We start from the raw sequence: 18,628 nt of genomic DNA, 5'->3' as shown, positions 1-18,628 counted from the left end.
GACGGTGGGTGAGGGGGGCACAGCAAGATGCATCAAACCGACCGCCACCTGCACGTCCCCCTCACCCAACCCTCTCCCCCATAAGAGGGGGAGAGGACTTCTTCCGCAGCCCGTCAGTTCCGGAACATCTTCCCCGGATTCATGATGCCGTGCGGATCGAGCGCCACTTTCAGGCTGCGCATCACGTCGAGCGCGCCGGCGCCGTGCTCGGCTTCCAGGAAGTCGCGCTTGCCAAGGCCGATGCCGTGTTCGCCGGAACAGGTGCCGCCGAGCGACAGGCCGCGCGCCACCACGCGCTGGTCCATGTCCCAGGCGCCTTCCAGGCCCTTCGGGTCGGCCGGGTCGTACAGTATCATCTGGTGGAAGTTGCCGTCGCCGACGTGGCCTACGATGCAGGTGGTGTGGCCGAGCGACCTGGCTTCCTCCTTGGCGCCGACCAGCGCCTCCGCCAGGCGGGAGATCGGCACGCAGACATCGGTGGTCAGCGCGCGGCGGCCGGGGATCCAGGCGACGCCGGCCCAGTAGCTGTCATGCCGCGCCTTCCACAGTTTCGCGCGCGCGGCGGGGTCGGTTTCCCAGCGGAAGCCGGAGCCGCCGTTCTCGGTCGTGATCGCCTCGACCAGCGCCGCCTGTTCGGCAACGCCGGCCTCGGTGCCGTGGAATTCCAGGAACAGCGTGGTGACCGGCTGGAAGCCATCGAGCTTCGAGAAGGCGATGGCGGCGGCCATCATGTCGTCGTCCAGCAGCTCGATCCTCGCCACCGGGATGCCGAGCTGCATGACCTGGATGGTGCTCTCGACCGCCGCGGCCAGGGTCGGGAACTGCACCACGGCGCTGCTCATCGCCTCCGGGATGCCGGTCAGGCGCAGGCGGATCTTCGTGACCACGCCGAGCGTGCCCTCGCTGCCGATGAACAGCCGCGTCAGGTCGTAGCCGTTGGCGGCCTTGCGGGTGCGGCCGCCGGTGGTGATCACGCGGCCATCGGCCAGCACCACCTCCAGCCCCAGCGTGTTCTCCCGCATCGTGCCGTAGCGCACGGCGTTGGTGCCGGAAGCCCGGGTCGCGACCATGCCGCCGAGCGTGCAGTGGCTGCCGGGGTCGACCGGGAAGAACATGCCCTTGTCGCGCAGATGCTCGTTCAGTTGCTGGCGGGTGACGCCGGGTTCCACCAGGCAGTCCATGTCGGCCTCGTTGACCTCCAGCACCGCGGTCATCCGCGACAGGTCGAGGCTGATGCCGGCGCGGACCGGGTTCACATGCCCCTCCAGGCTGGTGCCGGCGCCGAAGGGCACCACGGGCACCGCATGCTGATGGCACAGGGCAAGCAGGCGGCTGACTTCCTCCGTCGTCTGCACGAAGGCGACGGCGTCCGGCAGCGTCGGGGTGGAGCTGTCCTCGCCATGGCTGTGCTGTTCGCGCAGCGCCGCATTGGTGGTGATGCGCTCGCCGAGGAAGGCGCTGGCGGCGGCGATGACGGCGTCGACCGGGCGGGGGGAGATCGTGTTCATGCGGCGCTCCTGGTGCCGGCAGGATGCCATGCGCGGGCGGCCCGGGCAAAGCCGGGGGCGGCGAATTGACGCCCCTCGCCCCCCGGCCTAGCGTCCGGTCATCGTACAACTGGGGACGGACGAAGATGGCAAACGGCGTCAAGGCAGCCTGGGCGGCAGGCAAGCCGGTGGTCAACGGATGGCTTGCCATCCCGCACGGCTTCACGGCCGAGGTGATGGCCCAGGCCGGCTGGGACAGCCTGACGGTCGACATCCAGCATGGCGTGCAGGACTACATGTCCATGGTCGCCTGCTTCCAGGGCATGCAGCCGCACGGCGTCACGCCGATGGTCCGCGTGCCGTGGAACGAGCCGGGCATCATCGGCAAGGTGCTGGATGGCGGGGCCAAGGGCGTGATCTGCCCGATGGTGAACACCGAATCCGAGGCCCGCGCCCTGGTGTCCTACTGCCGCTACCCGCCGAAGGGCACGCGCAGCTTCGGCCCGATCCGGTCCGGCATCTACGGCGCCGCCGCCGACACCAACGCGGCGAATGACGACATCCTGGTCATCCCGATGATCGAGACCAAGACGGCGCTCGACAATCTGGAAGCCATCGTCGCGGTGCCCGGCGTGGACGCGATCTATATCGGCCCGTCCGACCTCAGCCTGTCGCTCGGCATGGCGCCGCTGCAGGACCGGCAGGAGCCGGAGTTCCTGGCCGTGCTGGACCGCATCCGCAACACCGCCCAGGCGGCGGGCGTGAAGGTCGGCATCCACACCATGACCGGCGCCTACACCAAGCAGATGTTCGAGCGCGGCTTCAACCTGGCGACCATCATGAACGACAGCGGGTTGATGCTGACGGCGGCGAAGGCCCAGGTCGCCATCGCCAGGGGCTGAGTTTCCCGAGGGGACGGGGTTCGAGCCCCGTCCCAGCGGACGCTCGAGCATTTTCAAGTCAGGCGGATACGCCTGACGGCTCGGAAAATGCGCCAAATCAACAGCTAGGGCCGTTTCACCTGTGCATGGCGCAGGTGAAACGGCCCTAGGTTCGTGAGGCAGGCGCCGGCCCGACGACCGCGGGCCGAACGCCGTTGCACGTGTCGAGGGCCCCGCCCGGCGGCAGCCGCGATCAGACCTACGCGAGCCGCTTGCGCCGGCGCGCGGCCGCGAGGCCGAACAGGCCGAGGCCGAAGAGTGCAAGCGAGGCGGGTTCCGGAACCGGCGTCGGATCGCCGGGGTTGGTTGCCGACCGGCCGAAGCGCAGGTCGTCAAATCCAAGGATGTCATTCGTCGCGTTGAACGTCACACTGGAAATCAGCTGTCCGAAGTCGATGAAGCCGACGAACGCCCCGCCCCCGTTGATCGCCGAGGGGAAATTGATCGTCTGGGTCACCGACGAGCCGTCCTGGTAGACGATGGTCTGCTGGGGGACGAGATTCGTCTGGAGCCCATTGACGTAGAACCCGAACGCATCGACCAGGGTGGTGAAGCTGAAGGTCACCGAGCCGCCGGACACGTTGCGGAAAAATCCGCCGCCCGGCGTGGTGTTGAACCCGCACAGGGCGCCGCACCCCGAATTGTTTGTCGTGGTGCCACCCGTGATGGTCAGATTGGCGGGTAGGGCCGATTCGAAATCGACGGTGTTCAAGTTGCCGGCGGCAGCCAGGAAGCTTGCGTTGGCTGCGGTCGAGTTCACCATCTGAGCCAGCGAACTGACACCGTCGTCGGCCGCCAGATAGGTAATTGGCGCCGCGTGCGCTGACACGGCAATGCACGAGATCATGCCCGCGACGGCGAGCTTTGTCCTGAACGACATGTCCAATCCTCCTGGGTTCCGACGGTCCGGGATCAATAACGCTCCCGCCACGAGAGTTGGCAAAATCAATGCCACTTCGAAAACCGAACAGTTTCAAGGGACGATTCAAGTCGCCGTCATCGCATGTAAGAGAATCTGACAGCCGGGTTGAGGCGACCGGCAGCCACACCAAACGCCCGGTTCATCGACCGTTGGCAGGCTGTTCATGCTCTCATGCGCCAGGCGCGGCCTCCGGGTGCTTTCAGCAGCCGCAGGTCAGTCTTTTCGGGCGCCGGCATCATTCCGTCGCCGCAGCACCAACGTCGCCCAGGCGCCCTGCGGCAGGCGGCGTTCCAGCACCAGGCCGTGCCGGCGATGCGCCGCCAGCACCATCCGGACCTGGGTGCCCAGCAGCCCGGCCAGGATCGCCGTGCCGCCGGGCGCCAGCCCGACCGCCAGGTCGCGCGCCATGGCGCACAAGGGCCGGGCCAGGATGTTGGCGAAGACCAGGTCGTAGGGCCGCCCGGCCCTCACATGCCGGTCGCGCCAGCCATCCGCCAGCCGCGCCCGGAACAGCCGGCCGACGCCGTTCATCTTCGCATTGTCGGCGGCGACGCGGACGCTCCAGGGCTCGATGTCCGTCGCCAGCACCGGGCGGTGCAGCCGCTTGGCCGCGGCCATGGCCAGGATGCCCGACCCGGTGCCGAGGTCCAGCACCCGGCGCAACGGCCGGCGGTCCTGCGCCACGCGGTGGAAGGCCAGCAGGCAGCCGCGCGTGGAGCCATGCTCGCCGGAGCCGAAGGCGATGCCAGCATCCAGCTTCAGCACCATGCGGCCGTATTCGCGGCGGTCCGGCACATGGGTCGGGCGCACCAGGAAGCCGGCGCCGATTTCCTGTTCGCCGAAGGCCTCCACCGTGCGGGCCAGCCAGCCATCGGATTCCACCGGCGCCGCCTGCAATTCGGGCGGTGCGATGCCGGAGACCAGGGCGGCGATGGCCAGCGCGCCGGCCAGTTCCTCGTCACCCTGGCCGCAGGGCCGCACGCCTTCCACCCGCCAGGTGTCCGTCGCCTCGTCCCGGAAGATCGCGACGGAGGGGCAGACGCGTTGCAGCGCCGCCTCGAAGGCCGGCACCGCCTCCTCCGGCAGGGCGTCGAGCCAGATGGTCTCCAGCGGGTCGGCCCGCCGCGCCTGGCGCTGGGCATAGGTGTCACGCGGCATGGGCGGGGCCTTCGGTCTCAGGTCGGTGCATGTGGCAGGTCCGGCGCGGCACGGCCAGCCGTCTCGGCAGGGAAGGTCCGGCCTTCAGCCCTCGCCGGCCTTCTGCACGAAGCGGTCCAGCACGCGCTTTTCCCCCGCATGGTCGAAGGTGATGTCGAGGCGGTCTTCCTCGATGTCGGTGATCGTGCCGGTGCCGAATTTCTGGTGGAAGACGCGGTCGCCGATCGCCATGGCGCTCTCGCGCGCCGGGCGTTCGCGCACGTCCCAGGGATTGGCTTCCAGCATCCGCGGGCGGCGCGCCATCAGGCCCTGCTGTCCGAGAAAAACGCTGGGCGCGTCGGCCATGCGGTTGGCGCGGATCGCGGCCTGTCCTTCGCGCAGCACCGCCTCCTCCGGCAATTCGTCGAGGAAGCGGGACGGCAGGGAGGAGGTCCAGTTGCCGTAGATGCGTCGGTTGGCGGCGTGGCTGATGATGGCGGCCCGGCGCGCGCGGGTGATGCCGACGTAGGCCAGCCGGCGCTCCTCCTCCAGCGCCTTGTCGCCGCCCTCGTCCAGGCTGCGCTGCGAGGGGAACAGCCCCTCCTCCCAGCCGGGCAGGAACACCGTGTCGAATTCGAGGCCCTTGGCGGCGTGCAACGTCATCAGCTGGACGCGCTCGGCCTCCGCGTTCTCATCCGTCTCCATCACCAGCGCGACGTGGTCGAGGAAGCCGGCCAGCGTCTGGTAGTCGCCCAGCGCGCGCAGCAGTTCCTTCAGGTTCTCGAGCCGCCCCGGCGCCTCCGGGCTGCGATCCTGCTTCCACATCTCGACGTAGCCGGATTCCTCCAGCAGCGTCGCGGCGGCGACGACGTGGCCTTCCTTCTCGTTGATGCCGCGCCAGCGCACGAAGCCACGCATCAACTCGCGCAGCGCACCGCGCGGCTTCGGCTTCAGCGTCTCGGTCTCCGCGATACGCTCCGCGGCGAGGGCCAGCGGCACCTGTTCGGCGCGGGCGGCCATGTGCAGCGCGCGCAGGCCCTGGTCGCCGAGGCCGCGCTTCGGCGTGTTGACGATACGCTCGAAGGCGAGGTCGTCGGCCGGCTGGTGCAGGATGCGGAGATAGGCCATGGCGTCGCGGATTTCCGCGCGCTCGTAGAATTTCAGGCCGCCGACGACGCGGTAGGGCAGGCCGAGGGTGATGAGGCGTTCCTCGAAGCTGCGGGTCTGGAAGCCGGCGCGCACCAGGATGGCGAATTCGGACAGCGGGTGTCCGGATCGCCGCGCGGCCTCGATGCGCTCCCCCACCATGCGCGCCTCCTCCTCGCTGTCCCACAGCGAGACGACGCGGACCTTCTCGCCCTCCGCGTCCTTGCGGCCGGCGCGCAGCGTCTTGCCGAGGCGGCCGGCGTTCTTCGCGATCAGGCCGGCGGCGGCGGCAAGGATGGGTTTCGTCGAACGGTAGTTGGATTCCAGGCGAACGGTGCGGGCGCCCGGAAAGTCCTTCTCAAATCGTAAAATGTTCTCGATCTCGGCGCCGCGCCAGGAATAGATCGACTGGTCATCGTCGCCGACGCAGCAGATGTTCCGTTGCGCCGGGTCTTCCCGCTGCGCCAGCAGCCGCAGCCACAGGTACTGCACCGTGTTGGTGTCCTGGTATTCGTCGACCAGGATGTAGCGGAAGCTGCGGTGGTAGTCCGCCAGGATGTCCGGCCGGGTGCGCAGGATTTCCGTGACGTGCATCAGCAGGTCGCCAAAATCGGCGGCGTTCAGTTCCACGAGGCGGCGCTGGTAGGCCTCGTACAGGCTGCGCGCGCGATTGTTGGCGTAGTCCGAATCCTCGGAGGGCGTGATGCGCGGCGGCGTCAGGCCGCGATCCTTCCAGCGCTGGATCACCGCCATCAGCCCCGGCGCCGGCCATCGCTTGGTGTCGATGCCGCCGGCGGCCTCCATGATCTGCTTCAGCAGGCGGAGCTGGTCATCCGCGTCGAGGATGGTGAAGTTGGATTTCAGCCCGACCACCTCCGCGTGCCGGCGCAGCATGCGGGCGCACAGCGCATGGAAGGTGCCGAGCCAGAGCCCCTCCGCCGGCTGGCCGAGGATGGCGGCGACGCGTTCCCGCATCTCCCGCGCCGCCTTGTTGGTGAAGGTCACCGCCAGCACCTGCCAGGGCTTGGCGCGGCCGGTCATCAGCAGGTGGGCGAAGCGGGTGGTCAGCACGCTGGTCTTGCCGGTGCCGGCGCCGGCGAGGACCAGCAGCGGCCCCTCCAGCGTCTCCACCGCCTGGCGCTGCTCCGGGTTCAGCCGGGCAAGGTAGTCCGGCTGGGGGAGCGGCACATTCATTGGCAGGACCCGACGGAACCGGCGGCACAGATTCGCGCGCCATCGGTCCAGGTGACACCGGCCAGGATCACGTTGGTGAAGTCGGTGCCGAGCAGCATGGCGCCGGTCAGGTCCGCATCCGTCATGTCGGCGCCGAACAGCCTGGCGCGGCGCAGGTCGGCGCGCAGGAACTTGGCGCCGCGCAGGGAGGCGCGGGTGAAATCGGCCTCCCGCAGCCGGGCCTCGGTGAAGTCGGCGCCATCGACCTGTGCGGAGACGAATCGCGCCCGGTCGGCCTCCGCCCCGACCAGCTGCGCATTCGCCAGCCGGGCCCGCTGCAGCGAGGCGTCGCGCAGATGCATGCCGGACAGGTTGGCGCCGGTCAGGTCCTGGCCATCCAGGCTGCACCGGCGCCAATCCACCCCGGGTCCTGGCGGATCGGTGCAGGCGGCATGGGCGGATGAGGCGCCGAAGGCGGCCATCAACGCAACCAGGGCGAGCGAAAGCAGGGTGAGATGACGTCTGGGCACGCGGAAGATATAGAACACAGGTCGAACAACTCCAACCTCAGCCATCTGGTCCCCCTTGGTCCAATTCCTCGAATGGTCGGCCCGCCGCGGCGGAGCCCTGCTCGGCTTCGGCGTCTTCGCGGGTGTCCTCATTCCGCCGCTGGCGGCCGCAACGCGGGATGTGGTGACGCCCGTCGTCGCCTGCCTGATGACACTTGTGTTGTTGCGGGTGGATTTCATCCAGGTGCTTGGCTATCTGCGACGGCCGCTGCTGGTGGCGGCGCTGCTGGGCTGGGTGCTGCTGGCCTGCCCGCTGGTGGTCTTCGCCATCGTCCGGCTGCTCGGGCTGGATGGTCCGCTGGGGGCTGCGGTGGTCATCATGGCGACCGGCTGCGCCGCCACCTCCTCCCCGGCCTTTGCGCGGATGGTGGGGCTGGACGGCGAGATCTCGCTGGTGGTGGCCGTGCTGTCGACGCTGCTGATCCCCTTCACGGCGCCGCCGCTGGCGCTCGGCCTGCTGGGGATCGACCTGGCGATCTCGCTGACGGGGCTGATGGGGCGGCTGGCGCTGGTGGTGGGGCTGCCGCTGGTCGTCTCGCTGGTGATCCGGCGGCTGGCCGGGCCGGTGCGGCTGGAACGCTACGGGCGCAGCGTCGATGGCGCCGTGGTGCTGCTGGTGGTGCTTTACGGGTTTGGCGTGATGGATGGGCTGCAGGCGAAGATCCTGGCGGAGCCGCTGTGGGTCGCGGGTGGCGTGGCGCTGGCATTCGCCGGCAATTTCGGGCTGAACATCCTGACGGCGCTGGTCTTCCTGCGGGTGGCGGGCGCGCGCATCGCGTTGTCCGGCGGGCTGCTGTCCGGCAACCGCAACATGGCGCTGTACCTGGCGGTGCTGCCGGCGGCGACCGACCCGCGAATCCTGATCTTCTTCGCGCTTTGCCAGTTCCCGCTGTTCCTGTCCCCGGTGCTGCTGCGCCCGGTCTATGACCGGCTGCGATCGCGCGGCGTCACCTGAGCGGCCGCCACGGGCCGGCGGCTCCGCCGCGGAGAGGCCCATTGAGGGAGAATCGAGGCCGATGGACAGCGACGGGTTCCTGCACCGCTACTTCCTGAACAACGGGCACAAGCGGCTGCACAAATGGATGCACTACTTCGACATCTACGAACGCCACTTCGCCCGCTTCCGCAACAGGCAGGCCACCATGCTGGAGATCGGCGTCTTCGGCGGCGGGTCGCTCGCCATGTGGAAGGACTACCTCGGTCCCGGATCACGCCTGATCGGCGTCGACATCAACCCGGACTGCAAGGCGCATGAGGCGGACGGGATCGAGGTCTTCATCGGCAGCCAGGACGACCCGGCGCTGATGTCGAGGATCCTCGCGGCCTACCCCGACATCGACATCGTGCTCGACGATGGCAGCCACATGATGCACCACCAGATCGCGAGCTTCGAGCTGCTGTATCACCGCATCAGCGCGCATGGCGTCTACATGGTCGAGGATCTGCACACCTGCTACTGGAATGAGTATGGCGGTGGGTTGCGGCGGCCCGGGACCTTCATGGAATACGCCAAGGGGTTGCTGGACGAGTTGAACGCCGTGCACAGCCGGGGCGCCGTGGCCGTCACGCCCTTCACCGCAGCCACCTTCGCCATGTCGGCCTATGACAGCATCATCGCCTTCGACCGTCGGCCGCAGGGCACCCGGCAGGCGCCCATCACGGAATCCCTGCGCCCTGGCCCGGACGGCATCTGAACACCCGCCCCCTTGCGGCGGCGGCACTCCGGCCTTGGTATGGTGCCTGCGCAACCCGCCAGAAGGACCCCGCCATGGCATGGCCCGACCCCGCCCGCCCAGGCGAACCCGCCGACGCATCCCGCCCCTGGCATTGGGTGGCGCGCAGCGAGGACACCAGCCGCGCCCCGCTGCCGATCGGCTGGAACGGCGCGCTGCGGCAATGGATGGTCTGGGATGGCAGCGCGGTGACGGCGCCGGAGGCGGCGCGGCGCTTCACCTATCTCGGCCCGTGCCTGACACCGGCGGAGGCCGAGGCGGCACTGGCCAAGGCACGCGCCGCGCCGCCGCCGGCACCCTCCGAACCCGAGGAGCCGCGGGGACTTGCGGCGCTGGCGGCTTCCGCCACCCCGCCGCCGCCGCCGGCCATGGTGTTCCGCAAGGACGCCATCCGGAACCACGTCCTGATCTTCGCGGGGACGCTGTTCGGGACGCTGTTCCTGGCGGAGAAGATCGTGCGCTGGTGAGGCGGTCCCCTCACCCAACCGTTCAACGCATGCGTTGACCCCCCCGAAGTGGGGGAGCGGGTTTCAGGCGGCTGCCTTCGGCCGGGCGCCGAGCAGGTGGGCGATGGCGTAGGTCAGGTCGGCGCGGTTCAGGGTGTAGAAGTGCAGTTCATCCACCCCGTTCGCCTGCAGCAGCCGGGCCTGTTCGGCCGCCACCACGGCGGCGACCATGCGGCGGCTGTCGGCATCCTCGTCCAGCCCCTCGAACAGCCGGCCCATCCAGGCCGGCACCGAGGTCCCGCACATGGCGGAGAATTTCTTCACCTGCGCGAAGTTCGAGACCGGCAGGATGCCGGGGACGATCGGCACGGTGATGCCGGCCGCGCCGCAACGGTCGAGGAAGCGGAGGTAGACATCGGTATCGAAGAAGTACTGCGTGATCGCCCGCGTCGCCCCGGCATCGATCTTGCGCTTCAGGAAGTCCAGGTCGGCGGATTGCGAAGTCGCGGCCGGATGGCCCTCCGGATAGGCGCCGACGCTGACCTCGAAGTCACCGATGCGGCGCAGGCCGCGCACCAGGTCCTCGGCCTGGGCGTAGCCGCCCTCATGCGGGGTGTACTGGCTGGCGCCCGCCGGCGGGTCGCCGCGGAGTGCCACGATGTGGCGGACCCCGGCCTCCAGGTAGCCACGGGCCACCTCGTCCACCTCCCCGCGCGTCGCACCCACGCAGGTCAGGTGCGCGGCGGGGGTCAGGCTGGTCTCCCGCGCCAGGCGGGCCACCGTCTCATGCGTGCGGGTGCGGGTGGTGCCGCCGGCGCCGTAGGTCACGGAGACGAAGCGCGGCCCGAGCGGCTCCAGCCGCCGGATCGCGGCCCACAGGGATTGCTCCAGCGCCTCGTTCTTCGGCGGGAAGAACTCGAAGGACAGTTGCGGCGGCGGCATTTCGGTGGGCACCGGCAGGCCGGCGATCCGGGGGCCGGTCAGCCAGCGCTGCAGCGTGCCGACGCCAGGGGGGGGAGCGATATCCATGGGCGGTTCCCTCGCGGGTGTGGCGGCCTGCACGCCAGGATTGGGCAGGAAGTGGCGGAGGATGTCTCGTATCGTAACATCGGTCGTAACGTCGGCGGCACCACCGTTTCAGGGCTGCCTTGCAGTGCATATAAGTGTATCTGCGCGTCCCAGGAAGGCCTGGGCCGCGAAGGGCCCTTCGCGCCCGGCCGCCTGAACCCGGAGATCGCATGTTGATCCGCGCCCCCTCGACGCCCGCCGACAACCAGGCACGTCGCATCGTGTCCCGGCTTCCCGGACGCTTCGCCGCGCTGCGGCCGGCCCTGGCCCTCGCGGTGGTGCTCGGCCTCGGCGCCTGCGCCGCGCGGCCGGACCCGGCGGATGCCGCCGCGGTGGCGGAATTCCGCGCGAACAACGACCCGCTGGAGCCGCTGAACCGCGGTGCCTACTTCGTGCATGACGGCATCGACACGCTGGTGCTGCGCCCGGCAGCCGAGATCTACCGCATCTTCCTGCCGCCGGAGGTCCGCACCGCCATCCGCAACGTCCTCGCCAACCTGCGCACGCCGGTGATCCTGGTGAACGACGTGCTGCAGGGCGAGACCCAGCGCGCCGCCACCACCGCGGGCCGCTTCGTGGTGAACACCACGGTTGGCATCGGTGGCATCTTCGACCGCGCGACGGATTTCGGCCTGATCGGCCATACCGAGGATTTCGGCCAGACCCTCGCCGTCTGGGGCGCGCCGGAAGGGCCCTACCTGTTCATCCCCGTCCTCGGCCCCTCCAGCCCGCGTGACGTGACCGGCTTCGCCGGCGACATCGCCATGAACCCGCTGACCTATGTCGGCGGCGGCGAGACGATGGATGCCATCACGGTCACGCGCACGGCCACGGGCGCGCTGGACACGCGGGAAGGCCTGATCGACACCCTGGACCAGGTCCGGGCCACCTCGCTCGACCCCTACGCCACGCTGCGCAGCGCCTACCGGCAGCGCCGCGTGACGGAGATCCGCAACGAAGCCAGCGCCCGGCCGGCGACCTCCGACCCCGGCCTCGGGCTCGGCTTCCAGGGCCTGCGGCGCTGACGCGCGGCCTGCCAAAGGACATCACCGCATGACAAACCCGACCCGCCGCCCCCTGCTGCTGGCCGCCCTCGGGCTGGCCGGCCTGGCCCGCCCCGCCGCCGCGCAGCAGATCGACCCAGCCCGCGCCACCAGCTTCATCCAGGCCACCGGCCAGGACCTGGTCGCCGCCATCAATGCCGACGGCCCGGTGCCGCAGCGGCGCGACCGCGTCGGTGCCATCCTGCGCCGTGCCGTGGATGTGGAAGGGGTTGGTCGCTTCATCCTCGGCCGCTGGTGGCGCACCGCGACCCCGGCGCAGCAGGCGGAATACCTGCAGCTGTTCGAGGAGGTGCTGATCCGCAACCTGTCCTCCCGCTTCGGCGAGTACCAGGGCCTGACCTTCACCATGGGCCGCAGCCAGGCGCGGACCGAGGAGGACGTGCTGGTCAGCACCATCATCGAGCGTGCCAACACCCCTGCCTTCGGGCTGGACTGGCGCGTGGCCGAGGTGGGCGGCCAGCCGAAGGTGGTGGACGTGATCGCCGAGGGCACCAGCCTGCGGCTGACCACCCGCAGCGAATACAGCAGCGTCGTCTCCCGCGGCGGCAGCGACGTGGGCGCGCTGCTGACGGCGATGCGGCGCCAGATCTCCCAGATGGCTTCGCGCGAAGGCGGCTGATGTCCGAGGAACCGACCGTCGTCCAGGGGCGGGCGGGTGCCGCCGGCACCCTGCTGCTGAACCGGCCGCGAGCCTTGAACGCCCTCGACCAGGGCATGATCGCGGCGCTCGATGCCGCCATCGTCGCGCTGCGTGACGACCCGGCGGTGAAGCTGGTGATCCTGGAAGGCGCCGGCGGCCGCGCCTTCTGCGCCGGCGGCGACGTGCGGCGCATCCGCGACTTGGCGCTGGCCGGCGACGCGGCGGGCGTCGAGGCGTTCTTCGCCGGGGAATACGCCGTCAACGCCGCGATCGCCGGCTTCCCGAAGCCCTGGATCAGCCTGATCGACGGCGTCTGCATGGGCGGCGGCATCGGCCTGTCCGTCCACGGCGACATCCGCGTGGTGACGGAGCATGCGATGCTGGCAATGCCGGAGACCGCGATCGCGCTGTTCCCGGATGTCGGCACATCCTACGTCCTGCCGCGGCTGCCCGGCGCGATGGGCAGGTTCCTGGCGCTGACCGGGGCCCGGCTGCGTGGGGCGGAGGCGGTGGAGGCCGGGCTGGCCACGCATTTCGTGCCGCGCGAAAGGCTGCCCGCCCTGCGCCAGGCGCTGCTTGCCGGCGAGACCTCGGCCCTGGCGGACTTCGCGGAGGCCGTGCCGCCCGGTGCCATCGCGGCGCAGCGCCCGGCCATCGACCGCTGCTTCGCCGCCGACACGCTGCCCGCCATCCAGGCGGCGCTGGCCGCCGAGGGGACCCAATGGGCGCAGGCCCAGGCGGCCATCCTGGCCCGGATGTCGCCCACCAGCCTGGCGGTGACGCTGGAGTTGCTGCGACGCGGCGCGGAGCTTTCGCTCGGCGACTGCCTGGCGATGGAGCTCGCCCTGACCCGCCACGTCACCCGCCACCCGGACTTCGCCGAGGGCGTCCGCGCCGTATTGGTCGACAAGGACAACCAGCCCCGCTGGGCGCCGCCGCCCGCCGACGTCGGGGCTTTTTTCGCGGGGTAGCGCGGGACGCCGCTACCGCAGCTTCACGTCGATGCGGACGGTATCGCCGCGGTAGATGCCCTTGGCCGCCAGCAGCAGCGTGCCGCCAGGGTCGATCGCGGTGCGGTAGACATGCGCGACGGGGGCATTCAGCGGCAGGTGCAGCGCGGCCGCGGTTTCCACATCGGCCGCGCCGATGGTCAGGGTCTGGTGTGCGGCGGCGATGCGGATGCCGGGCAGGCTGGCGACCAGGCGCAGCGCCGTCTTGGTCAGCAGGTCCTCCGGCGTGACCAGGGGCGACAGCCGCTGGTCGAGCCAGACATCGGCCAGCAGGAATGGCTTCTCGTCGCGCCAGTGGCGGCGGCGCAGGTGGCGGTAGGCCGGCGCGCGGCGGCCCGGGCTGGCGGGAATCGCTTCGCCATCCTGGTCCGGCGTATCCGACAGGATCTCGATGCGGGCGCCCTCACGGGATCGCAGCAGGCCGTTCCAGTCGGTTTCCACATCGCACCACAGGCGCGGCGGCGGGGTGGTGGAGACGAAGGTGCCGCGGGCGCGAAAACGCGCAATCAGCCCGTCCTCTGCCAATTGGTCCAGCGCCTGGCGGATGGTGGCGCGGGCGACGCCGCATTCGGCGGCGAGTTCATCGACGGTCGGGATGCGGGTGCCGGGCGCCCAGACGCCGGATTCGACGCGGTGGCGGAACAGCGTGGCCAGCTGCAGGTACCGCGCGACGGCGCTTCGGTTCAGGTCGGGCGTCGGGCCAGCCGGGCGGCGGCTATGGGTCATGCGGGCTTCCGCTGTGGGTGGCGGAGGTTAAGGCCCCGCCACGCCGCACGCCAGCATCAAGCGCCGGCGCGCATGACCTTCGGGATTTCCTCGCGGAAGCGGAAGCGCAACGCGGACCAGGTGTCGTCCAGCGCCACCTGGGTGACCGGCAGCAGGCCCTCCGTGGTCAGCGGGTCCCAGCCATGGTCGCGGTCGAGGTCGGAGCGCACCGGGCCGGTTTTCTTGGGATAGGCGAACCACAGCCGGGCGCCGATGCCGTAGAGGTTCAGCGCCCGCGGTGCGACGCTGCGCAGCGCGATCTTGTCCGCCGCGAAGGCGAGGATGAGGTCGGCCGCCGCGGTCGCGCCATTCGGCAGCCCGAACGTCATCCCCGGAGGATTGCCCAATACCGCGCACGCCATACCCGGGCGGTAGCCCAGCTTACGTGCCACCTCCCCGATTACCACGCCCATTCGAATAGTTTCCGTCATGGAGTTGCCACCTTCGGTGTGGTCTAGCGCATAAGCAGCCGGTGTGCAGCCATTCGTTGGGCAGGGCCGCCCTGCGTTTTGTGCGACCCGGCGGTTGTTACGTATACTTAAACGTCAGGGAGCACCGGCCATCCGGCAACTTTCGGCAAGGGGTCAGCGCGGACGCAGGACCGCCACCGCCTCCACCGTCGCCGAGACCACCGCATCCTGCGCGACGGCCACCGGCGGGCTGCCGGATGCGGCGCTGCGCGCGGCCATGGCCATCGGGCGCGGCGTCGCCTCGCCGGCATGGACCGTCACCTCCCGCAGCCCGGCGACCTGGAGGCCGAGCTGGCCGGCGATCTCCGCGGCGCGGGCCTGCACGGCCTCGATCGCCAGGCGGGCGGCGTCCTGGCGTGCCACCCGCGTCGTCTCCCGCCGCAGGGTCCAGTCGAGCGAGGCCATGGCGAGGCCCTGGCCCTGCAGCGTCCCGGCGAGTTCCAGCAGGGCCGGGCCGGCGGCGGCGCGCAGCGTGAGGGACTGGCTGGCCTGCCAGGCGCGTGCCTCATCCACCCGCGCGGTCCAGTAGCCGCCGGTCGAGACCTGGATGCCGGGCGTCGCCTGGGCCAGCGCGACGGCGGCGGCGATGCTGCGGTTCACCGCCTCCTGCGCCGCGGCGGCGGTGCCGGCGCGGGCCTCCGCGCGCAGGGTGGCGACGACCTCGTCGGGCGGGCGGGTGACCTCGGCGGTTTCCGACAGGCGCAGGATGGTCTCGGACAGGCCGGCGGGTTGGGCCATGGCCGGGTGGGCCAGGATGAGGCCAGCCAGCAGGGCCAGGGCGCGGCGGGTCATGCGCGGGGTCTCCTCGGGTGTCGCCGCAGCTTACCAGGACGCCCGCGATGTCCGATACGCGATCGCAAGACGATTGACGCGCCGGCGGGGTGGATCGACGCTGGCCTCTCGCCGAACCCGGAGACCTCCCCATGCGTCCCCTCGCCCCCCTGGCCCTGTGCGCCGCCCTGCTTGCCGCGGGACTGGCCGCCGCGCAGCCGGCCGCCGCCAAGACCTTCACCTGGTCCTACAACGCGGATGTGCTGACGCTGGACCCGCATTCCTCCAACAACACCTTCACCAACACCTTCCTGGGGAACGTCTACGAATCCCTGGTGCGTCACAACGACCGGATCGAGCTGGAGCCGGCGCTGGCGGAAAGCTGGGAACGCACCTCGCCGACCGTGTGGCGCTTCAACCTGCGCCGCGGCGTGGTGTTCCATGGCGGTGAGACCTTCGATGCCGACGACGTGCTGTTCACCTGGGGGCGCGTCAACGGCCCGGGCTCCCTGGCGCGCGGGCTGCTCGGCGCGATCAAGGAGATCCGCAAGCTCGACAGCCACACGATCGAGATCGAGACGCACCGTCCCTTCCCGATCCTGCTCGCCTCCATCACGCAGTTCTTCATGATGGATGAGGGCTGGTCGCGGGCGAACAACGCGCAGCAGGCGGCGAATTTGTCGCAGCAGGTGGAATCGGGGGCGACGCGCACCGCCAACGGCACCGGGCCCTTCCGCATCACGGAACGCCGCCCGGATGAGCGCACCGTGCTGGAGCCGCATGCCGGCTGGTGGGACCGCCCGGTGCACAACCTGACGCGGGTGAACTTCCAGCCGATCCGCAGTGCGGCGACCCGCACGGCGAGCCTGCTCTCGGGCGCCATCGACGCCAGCGTCGAGGTGCCGTTGCAGGACGTGCCCCGCCTGCTGCAGGACCAGCGCGTGAAGATGGTGGAGGGGCCGGAGCTGCGCACCATCTACCTCGGCTTCGACCATGAGCGCGACGAGCTGCTGTACTCCGACGTGCGCGGCGCCAACCCGCTGAAGGACCGCCGGGTGCGGGAGGCGATGTACCGCGCCATCGACGTCGCCGCCCTGCGCCGCACCGTGATGCGCGACAAGGCGTGGATCGCCGGCATGATGGTCAGCCCCTTCCTGACCGGCGCGCCGCAGGACCTGAACGACCGCCTGTCCTACGACCCGGAGGCGTCCCGCCGGCTGCTGGCGGAGGCCGGCTACCCGAACGGGTTCTCCGTCGGCATCGTCTGCCCGAACGACCGCTACGTGAATGACGAGCGCATCTGCCAGGCCGTCGCCGCGATGTTCTCCCGGGTTGGCATCCGGCTGCAGTTGCAGTCGGAGCCGACCAACATCTGGTCGCGCCGCACGGCGACGCGCGATTTCTCGCTGTACATGCTGGGCCATGCCGGGCTGCCGCTGGCGGATGCCTATTCGACGCTGAACGAGGTGCTGCGCACCAACGGGCCGACGACGGGCGGGCTGAACTATGGCCGCTGGTCCAACGCACAGTTCGACGCGCTGGTGGCGCAGGTGGCGGAGGCGGCGGATGAGCCGACGCGGCGCGGGCTGATCCGCCAGGCGCTGGAGATCGAGCGGGCCGAGATCGCGCATATCCCGCTGTTCCAGCAGCCGATCGCCTGGGCCTCGCGGCGCGGGATCGACCTGCGGCAGGCACCGGACAACCGGCTGCGGCTGTGGCTGGTGAAGGTGGACTGACGATTTCTCCCTCCCCCGCCCTGCGGGGGAGGGTCGGGGTGGGGGCATCGGCGGTCCCGGTCCTCCACGTCCCCCCACCCAACCCTCCCCCCCAAGCGGGGGAGAGGGCTTTCTGACTGAAGGATTTCCATGACCGATCTTCTCATCCGCGGCGGCGTCGTCATCACCATGGACGCCACGCGCCGCGTGATTCCGGATGGCGCCCTCGCCATCAAGGATGGCCGCATCCAGGCCGTGGGCACCACCGCCGAAGTCGAGGCCGCGCATCCGCAGGCCGCGCAGACGATCGAGGCCAAGGGTCGCGCCATCCTGCCGGGGCTGATCGACGGCCACGCGCATGCCGGGCATGGGCTGGTGAAGACGCTCGGCAACAACGACAGCAAGGCCTGGATGGAGGCCTGCCGCATCATCTACACCCTCGCCTCCCCGCCCGCCTTCTGGCGCGCCGAGGCGAAGCTGGCGGCGCATGAGCGGCTGCGCTTCGGCGTCACCACCGGCGTCTCGCTACTGGGCGGCGGCGACAGCATCGGGCGCGTAGACGACACGGCCTTCACCGATGCGCATGCCGAGGCGACGGAGGAAGTGGGCATCCGCAGCGTGCTGGTGCTCGGCCCGACGCGGCCGCCCTTCCCGCGCCCCTATGTCGGGCCGGACGGCGTGGAGCGGCCGGTGAGCTTCGAACAGCAGCTGGAGGTCATCACCGCCGGCGTCGAAAAATGGCACGGCCGCGGCCGCGTGAAGGTCGCGACGCTGATGCCGGTGTACCGCGAGGCGACGCACGACCCGGCCAAGGTGAAGGAAATCGAGCGCCAGGGACGCCTCATCCGCGAGGCCGGCCAATCACGCGGCGCGACGTTCCACCAGGATGGCCACCGCGACGGCAGCATCGAGATGGCGGACCGCATGTTCGGCCTGCTCGGCCCCGATGCCTGGCTCAGCCACTGCACCGAGCTGACCGATGGCGACATCGAGACGCTGGTCCGCACCGGCACCAGCGTGGTGCACAACCCCTCCGCCATCGCCGCCGTGCGCGGCTACTGCCCGGCGCCGCGGATGATGGACGCCGGCGTCACGGTTATGATCGGCTCGGATGCCACCGCGCCCGACCGCTCCGGCGACATGTTCCGCCACATGTTCCAGTGCATCCGCTACCACCAGCGGCATTTCCGTGACGAGACCATGATGCCGCCCGGCAAGGCGCTGGAGATGGTGACCATCGACGCCGCGCGTGGCCTCGGCCTGGCCGATGAGATCGGCAGCCTGGAGGTCGGCAAGAAGGCGGATGTCATTACCGTGGACCTGACCGCGCCGCACATGGTGCCGGCGAACATGCCGGTGGCGCGCGTGGTGTATTTCGCGAACGGCCAGGACGTGCTGGACGTGGTGGTGGACGGAAAGGTGCTGATGCGGGATCGCGCCTGCGGGCATCTCGACGCGGCGGAGATCGCCGAGGCGGCGAACCGGGAGACCGCGGCGATGCTGCAGCGGTCCGGCCTGTCGCACATGGCGGTCGAGGACCCGGGGTGGGGCCTGACGCGTCGCTGAACGGC

General features: G+C 70.3%; 18 protein-coding genes. 9 read left to right on the top strand and 9 right to left on the bottom strand.

Annotated elements, in window-relative coordinates; genetic code table 11:
- Positions 1-113 precede the first annotated feature (113 nt).
- Entirely contained in the window at positions 114-1,508 is a 1,395-nt protein-coding gene (locus ACFHPP_RS04305; protein WP_437162024.1) for an FAD-binding oxidoreductase, read from the bottom strand.
- A 125-nt stretch (positions 1,509-1,633) separates the two neighbouring features.
- On the opposite strand from ACFHPP_RS04305, the gene ACFHPP_RS04300 reads away from it, so the two are divergent.
- Positions 1,634-2,389, top strand: coding sequence for an HpcH/HpaI aldolase family protein (locus ACFHPP_RS04300; protein ID WP_430670267.1), 756 nt, complete (start codon positions 1,634-1,636; stop codon positions 2,387-2,389).
- 238 nt (positions 2,390-2,627) lie between these two features.
- On the opposite strand, the gene ACFHPP_RS04295 is transcribed toward ACFHPP_RS04300, so the two are convergent.
- The 4 genes from ACFHPP_RS04295 to ACFHPP_RS04280 all read right to left on the bottom strand — a co-directional run bounded on the left by ACFHPP_RS04295 (position 2,628) and on the right by ACFHPP_RS04280 (position 7,354).
- Positions 2,628-3,308: a PEP-CTERM sorting domain-containing protein gene (locus ACFHPP_RS04295; protein WP_437162023.1), complete on the bottom strand. Its 681-nt coding sequence runs from the start codon at positions 3,306-3,308 to the stop codon at positions 2,628-2,630.
- Between the two features lie 255 nt (positions 3,309-3,563).
- Entirely contained in the window at positions 3,564-4,508 is a 945-nt protein-coding gene (locus ACFHPP_RS04290) for a 50S ribosomal protein L11 methyltransferase (RefSeq protein ID WP_437162022.1), read from the bottom strand.
- Positions 4,509-4,592: 84 nt separating this feature from the next.
- On the bottom strand, positions 4,593-6,827 hold the full coding sequence (locus ACFHPP_RS04285; RefSeq protein WP_437162021.1) for an ATP-dependent helicase: 2,235 nt from the start codon (positions 6,825-6,827) through the stop codon (positions 4,593-4,595).
- A complete protein-coding gene (locus ACFHPP_RS04280; protein ID WP_437162020.1) occupies positions 6,824-7,354 on the bottom strand; it encodes a pentapeptide repeat-containing protein in 531 nt (176 codons plus the stop codon). Before ACFHPP_RS04280 ends, ACFHPP_RS04285 begins: the two co-directional genes overlap by 4 nt.
- A gap of 37 nt (positions 7,355-7,391) precedes the next feature.
- On the opposite strand from ACFHPP_RS04280, the gene ACFHPP_RS04275 reads away from it, so the two are divergent.
- From ACFHPP_RS04275 to ACFHPP_RS04265, 3 genes are all read left to right on the top strand, one after another.
- Positions 7,392-8,330, top strand: coding sequence for a bile acid:sodium symporter family protein (locus ACFHPP_RS04275; RefSeq protein ID WP_437162019.1), 939 nt, complete (start codon positions 7,392-7,394; stop codon positions 8,328-8,330).
- 61 nt (positions 8,331-8,391) lie between these two features.
- On the top strand, positions 8,392-9,069 hold the full coding sequence (locus tag ACFHPP_RS04270; protein WP_437162018.1) for a hypothetical protein: 678 nt from the start codon (positions 8,392-8,394) through the stop codon (positions 9,067-9,069).
- Between the two features lie 74 nt (positions 9,070-9,143).
- Complete coding sequence (locus ACFHPP_RS04265; protein WP_437162017.1) at positions 9,144-9,575, top strand: hypothetical protein; 432 nt, start codon at positions 9,144-9,146, stop codon at positions 9,573-9,575.
- Between the two features lie 63 nt (positions 9,576-9,638).
- On the opposite strand, the gene metF is transcribed toward ACFHPP_RS04265, so the two are convergent.
- The gene (metF, locus tag ACFHPP_RS04260; RefSeq protein ID WP_437162016.1) at positions 9,639-10,583 is read right to left on the bottom strand and encodes a methylenetetrahydrofolate reductase [NAD(P)H]; all 945 of its coding nucleotides are present in this window, start codon (positions 10,581-10,583) and stop codon (positions 9,639-9,641) included.
- A gap of 209 nt (positions 10,584-10,792) precedes the next feature.
- Here metF and ACFHPP_RS04255 point away from each other — a divergent pair, with 209 nt between their 5' ends.
- From ACFHPP_RS04255 to ACFHPP_RS04245, 3 genes are read left to right on the top strand one after another with little or no spacing between them, the layout of a single operon-like run.
- Positions 10,793-11,647 carry an MlaA family lipoprotein gene (locus ACFHPP_RS04255; RefSeq protein WP_437162015.1) on the top strand — a complete coding sequence of 285 codons (855 nt, stop codon included), beginning with the start codon at positions 10,793-10,795 and terminating at the stop codon, positions 11,645-11,647.
- Between the two features lie 28 nt (positions 11,648-11,675).
- Positions 11,676-12,305: an MlaC/ttg2D family ABC transporter substrate-binding protein gene (locus tag ACFHPP_RS04250; RefSeq protein ID WP_437162014.1), complete on the top strand. Its 630-nt coding sequence runs from the start codon at positions 11,676-11,678 to the stop codon at positions 12,303-12,305.
- Positions 12,305-13,297 carry an enoyl-CoA hydratase/isomerase family protein gene (locus ACFHPP_RS04245; RefSeq protein ID WP_437162013.1) on the top strand — a complete coding sequence of 331 codons (993 nt, stop codon included), beginning with the start codon at positions 12,305-12,307 and terminating at the stop codon, positions 13,295-13,297. The genes ACFHPP_RS04250 and ACFHPP_RS04245 overlap by 1 nt, the downstream gene beginning before the upstream one ends.
- Before the next feature lie 12 nt (positions 13,298-13,309).
- Here the strand turns inward: ACFHPP_RS04245 and ACFHPP_RS04240 are convergent, their stop codons facing one another.
- The 3 genes from ACFHPP_RS04240 to ACFHPP_RS04230 all read right to left on the bottom strand — a co-directional run bounded on the left by ACFHPP_RS04240 (position 13,310) and on the right by ACFHPP_RS04230 (position 15,363).
- Positions 13,310-14,062, bottom strand: a complete 753-nt coding sequence (locus ACFHPP_RS04240; RefSeq protein WP_437162012.1) for a GntR family transcriptional regulator — start codon at positions 14,060-14,062, stop codon at positions 13,310-13,312.
- Positions 14,063-14,118: 56 nt separating this feature from the next.
- Positions 14,119-14,430 (bottom strand): hypothetical protein, encoded by a 312-nt coding sequence (locus ACFHPP_RS04235; protein WP_437162011.1) that lies wholly within the window; start codon positions 14,428-14,430, stop codon positions 14,119-14,121.
- A gap of 255 nt (positions 14,431-14,685) precedes the next feature.
- Positions 14,686-15,363 carry an SIMPL domain-containing protein gene (locus ACFHPP_RS04230; protein WP_437162010.1) on the bottom strand — a complete coding sequence of 226 codons (678 nt, stop codon included), beginning with the start codon at positions 15,361-15,363 and terminating at the stop codon, positions 14,686-14,688.
- A gap of 131 nt (positions 15,364-15,494) precedes the next feature.
- On the opposite strand from ACFHPP_RS04230, the gene ACFHPP_RS04225 reads away from it, so the two are divergent.
- Together ACFHPP_RS04225 and ACFHPP_RS04220 are read left to right on the top strand one after the other, a co-directional pair.
- The gene (locus ACFHPP_RS04225; RefSeq protein WP_437162009.1) at positions 15,495-17,078 is read left to right on the top strand and encodes an ABC transporter substrate-binding protein; all 1,584 of its coding nucleotides are present in this window, start codon (positions 15,495-15,497) and stop codon (positions 17,076-17,078) included.
- A gap of 129 nt (positions 17,079-17,207) precedes the next feature.
- Entirely contained in the window at positions 17,208-18,623 is a 1,416-nt protein-coding gene (locus tag ACFHPP_RS04220) for an amidohydrolase family protein (protein WP_437162008.1), read from the top strand.
- The last annotated feature ends 5 nt before the right edge of the window (positions 18,624-18,628 follow it).

The sequence above is a fragment of the Falsiroseomonas sp. E2-1-a20 genome (assembly GCF_051433195.1).
Classification (GTDB): Bacteria; Pseudomonadota; Alphaproteobacteria; order Acetobacterales; family Acetobacteraceae; genus Falsiroseomonas.
The sequence above is the reverse complement of the archived record's forward strand: the minus strand, read 5'-3'. Positions and strand labels throughout refer to the sequence as shown.

Coding starts and splice junctions, on each gene's coding strand:
- ACFHPP_RS04255 (WP_437162015.1), top strand. CDS start 10,793: ATGTTGATCCGCGCCCCCTCGACGCCCGCCGACAACCAGGCACGTCGC.
- metF (WP_437162016.1), bottom strand. CDS start 10,583: ATGGATATCGCTCCCCCCCCTGGCGTCGGCACGCTGCAGCGCTGGCTG.
- ACFHPP_RS04305 (WP_437162024.1), bottom strand. CDS start 1,508: ATGAACACGATCTCCCCCCGCCCGGTCGACGCCGTCATCGCCGCCGCC.
- ACFHPP_RS04270 (WP_437162018.1), top strand. CDS start 8,392: ATGGACAGCGACGGGTTCCTGCACCGCTACTTCCTGAACAACGGGCAC.
- ACFHPP_RS04285 (WP_437162021.1), bottom strand. CDS start 6,827: ATGAATGTGCCGCTCCCCCAGCCGGACTACCTTGCCCGGCTGAACCCG.
- ACFHPP_RS04225 (WP_437162009.1), top strand. CDS start 15,495: ATGCGTCCCCTCGCCCCCCTGGCCCTGTGCGCCGCCCTGCTTGCCGCG.
- ACFHPP_RS04300 (WP_430670267.1), top strand. CDS start 1,634: ATGGCAAACGGCGTCAAGGCAGCCTGGGCGGCAGGCAAGCCGGTGGTC.
- ACFHPP_RS04245 (WP_437162013.1), top strand. CDS start 12,305: ATGTCCGAGGAACCGACCGTCGTCCAGGGGCGGGCGGGTGCCGCCGGC.
- ACFHPP_RS04240 (WP_437162012.1), bottom strand. CDS start 14,062: ATGACCCATAGCCGCCGCCCGGCTGGCCCGACGCCCGACCTGAACCGA.
- ACFHPP_RS04220 (WP_437162008.1), top strand. CDS start 17,208: ATGACCGATCTTCTCATCCGCGGCGGCGTCGTCATCACCATGGACGCC.
- ACFHPP_RS04230 (WP_437162010.1), bottom strand. CDS start 15,363: ATGACCCGCCGCGCCCTGGCCCTGCTGGCTGGCCTCATCCTGGCCCAC.
- ACFHPP_RS04250 (WP_437162014.1), top strand. CDS start 11,676: ATGACAAACCCGACCCGCCGCCCCCTGCTGCTGGCCGCCCTCGGGCTG.
- ACFHPP_RS04265 (WP_437162017.1), top strand. CDS start 9,144: ATGGCATGGCCCGACCCCGCCCGCCCAGGCGAACCCGCCGACGCATCC.
- ACFHPP_RS04235 (WP_437162011.1), bottom strand. CDS start 14,430: ATGACGTTCGGGCTGCCGAATGGCGCGACCGCGGCGGCCGACCTCATC.
- ACFHPP_RS04295 (WP_437162023.1), bottom strand. CDS start 3,308: ATGTCGTTCAGGACAAAGCTCGCCGTCGCGGGCATGATCTCGTGCATT.
- ACFHPP_RS04290 (WP_437162022.1), bottom strand. CDS start 4,508: ATGCCGCGTGACACCTATGCCCAGCGCCAGGCGCGGCGGGCCGACCCG.